7 tRNA genes and 2 rRNA genes (2 of these 9 cut by a window edge) are annotated in these 2,500 nt (G+C 51.7%); all 9 read left to right on the forward strand.

Annotation, left to right across the window (positions count from 1 at the left end):
• Positions 1 to 1,682, forward strand: a 23S ribosomal RNA gene (locus NLJ82_RS00440) (it extends 1,241 nt beyond the left edge of the window).
• 102 nt (positions 1,683 to 1,784) lie between these two features.
• Positions 1,785 to 1,900, forward strand: a 5S ribosomal RNA gene (rrf, locus tag NLJ82_RS00445).
• Between the two features lie 5 nt (positions 1,901 to 1,905).
• Positions 1,906 to 1,981 (forward strand) — tRNA-Val (locus NLJ82_RS00450).
• A 4-nt stretch (positions 1,982 to 1,985) separates the two neighbouring features.
• Positions 1,986 to 2,061 (forward strand) — tRNA-Thr (locus NLJ82_RS00455).
• Positions 2,062 to 2,074: 13 nt separating this feature from the next.
• Positions 2,075 to 2,150, forward strand: a tRNA-Lys gene (locus NLJ82_RS00460).
• A gap of 14 nt (positions 2,151 to 2,164) precedes the next feature.
• Positions 2,165 to 2,245: transfer RNA gene (locus tag NLJ82_RS00465), tRNA-Leu, on the forward strand.
• Positions 2,246 to 2,274: 29 nt separating this feature from the next.
• Positions 2,275 to 2,349: transfer RNA gene (locus NLJ82_RS00470), tRNA-Gly, on the forward strand.
• Between the two features lie 16 nt (positions 2,350 to 2,365).
• Positions 2,366 to 2,454: transfer RNA gene (locus tag NLJ82_RS00475), tRNA-Leu, on the forward strand.
• A gap of 3 nt (positions 2,455 to 2,457) precedes the next feature.
• Positions 2,458 to 2,500 (forward strand) — tRNA-Arg (locus NLJ82_RS00480); it runs 31 nt beyond the window's last position.

Raw genomic sequence — 2,500 nt, forward strand, 5'->3', positions numbered from 1 at the left:
CGTTCTAAGGACAGTGAAGTCAGACCGGAAGGACTGGTGGAGTGCTTAGAAGTGAGAATGCCGGTATGAGTAGCGAAAGACGGGTGAGAATCCCGTCCACCGAATGCCTAAGGTTTCCTGAGGAAGGCTCGTCCGCTCAGGGTTAGTCAGGACCTAAGCCGAGGCCGACAGGCGTAGGCGATGGACAACAGGTTGATATTCCTGTACCACCTCTTTATCGTTTGAGCAATGGAGGGACGCAGAAGGATAGAAGAAGCGTGCGATTGGTTGTGCACGTCCAAGCAGTTAGGCTGATAAGTAGGCAAATCCGCTTATCGTAAAGGCTGAGCTGTGATGGGGAAGCTCCTTATGGAGCGAAGTCTTTGATTCCCCGCTGCCAAGAAAAGCTTCTAGCGAGATAAAAGGTGCCTGTACCGCAAACCGACACAGGTAGGCGAGGAGAGAATCCTAAGGTGTGCGAGAGAACTCTGGTTAAGGAACTCGGCAAAATGACCCCGTAACTTCGGGAGAAGGGGTGCTTTCTTAACGGAAAGCCGCAGTGAATAGGCCCAAGCGACTGTTTAGCAAAAACACAGCTCTCTGCGAAGCCGTAAGGCGAAGTATAGGGGGTGACACCTGCCCGGTGCTGGAAGGTTAAGGAGAGGGGTTAGCGTAAGCGAAGCTCTGAACTGAAGCCCCAGTAAACGGCGGCCGTAACTATAACGGTCCTAAGGTAGCGAAATTCCTTGTCGGGTAAGTTCCGACCCGCACGAAAGGTGTAACGATTTGGGCACTGTCTCAACCAGAGACTCGGTGAAATTATAGTACCTGTGAAGATGCAGGTTACCCGCGACAGGACGGAAAGACCCCGTGGAGCTTTACTGTAGCCTGATATTGAATTTTGGTACAGTTTGTACAGGATAGGCGGGAGCCTTTGAAACCGGAGCGCTAGCTTCGGTGGAGGCGCTGGTGGGATACCGCCCTGACTGTATTGAAATTCTAACCTACGGGTCTTATCGACCCGGGAGACAGTGTCAGGTGGGCAGTTTGACTGGGGCGGTCGCCTCCTAAAGTGTAACGGAGGCGCCCAAAGGTTCCCTCAGAATGGTTGGAAATCATTCGTAGAGTGCAAAGGCATAAGGGAGCTTGACTGCGAGACCTACAAGTCGAGCAGGGACGAAAGTCGGGCTTAGTGATCCGGTGGTTCCGCATGGAAGGGCCATCGCTCAACGGATAAAAGCTACCCCGGGGATAACAGGCTTATCTCCCCCAAGAGTCCACATCGACGGGGAGGTTTGGCACCTCGATGTCGGCTCATCGCATCCTGGGGCTGTAGTCGGTCCCAAGGGTTGGGCTGTTCGCCCATTAAAGCGGTACGCGAGCTGGGTTCAGAACGTCGTGAGACAGTTCGGTCCCTATCCGTCGTGGGCGTAGGAAATTTGAGAGGAGCTGTCCTTAGTACGAGAGGACCGGGATGGACGCACCGCTGGTGTACCAGTTGTTCTGCCAAGGGCATAGCTGGGTAGCTATGTGCGGAAGGGATAAGTGCTGAAAGCATCTAAGCATGAAGCCCCCCTCAAGATGAGATTTCCCATAGCGTAAGCTAGTAAGATCCCTGAAAGATGATCAGGTTGATAGGTTCGAGGTGGAAGCATGGTGACATGTGGAGCTGACGAATACTAATAGATCGAGGACTTAACCATATAATATGTAGCAAATGTTATCTAGTTTTGAAAGAATATAAAAAACTTGTTGACTTTCAAAGTGAAATAAGTTACAATAATTCTTGTCTTAAATGAATACAGTCTGGTAATGATGGCAGAGAGGTCACACCCGTTCCCATACCGAACACGGAAGTTAAGCTCTCTAGCGCCGATGGTAGTTGGGACCTTGTCCCTGTGAGAGTAGGACGTTGCCAGGCAATCCGGAGGATTAGCTCAGCTGGGAGAGCACCTGCCTTACAAGCAGGGGGTCGGCGGTTCGATCCCGTCATCCTCCACCATTTAGCCGACTTAGCTCAATTGGTAGAGCAACTGACTTGTAATCAGTAGGTTGGGGGTTCAAGTCCTCTAGTCGGCACCAGTTTTTATTGTAAGAGCCATTAGCTCAGTTGGTAGAGCATCTGACTTTTAATCAGAGGGTCGAAGGTTCGAGTCCTTCATGGCTCACCATTTTTAATGAATATGCGGGTGTGGCGGAATTGGCAGACGCACTAGACTTAGGATCTAGCGCCTTTGGCGTGGGGGTTCGACTCCCTTCACCCGCACTTTTAATGAAATAACTCAAACATGTCTTGCGGAAGTAGTTCAGTGGTAGAATACAACCTTGCCAAGGTTGGGGTCGCGGGTTCGAATCCCGTCTTCCGCTCCAATTTTCAATATGACATGCCGGGGTGGCGGAACAGGCAGACGCACAGGACTTAAAATCCTGCGGTGGGTGACCACCGTGCGGGTTCGACCCCCGCCCTCGGCACCATATGCGCCCGTAGCTCAATTGGATAGAGCGTTTGACTACGGATCAA

It is taken from the genome of Bacillus paranthracis, from assembly GCF_024296885.1.
GTDB classification, from domain to species: domain Bacteria; phylum Bacillota; class Bacilli; order Bacillales; family Bacillaceae_G; genus Bacillus_A; species Bacillus_A paranthracis.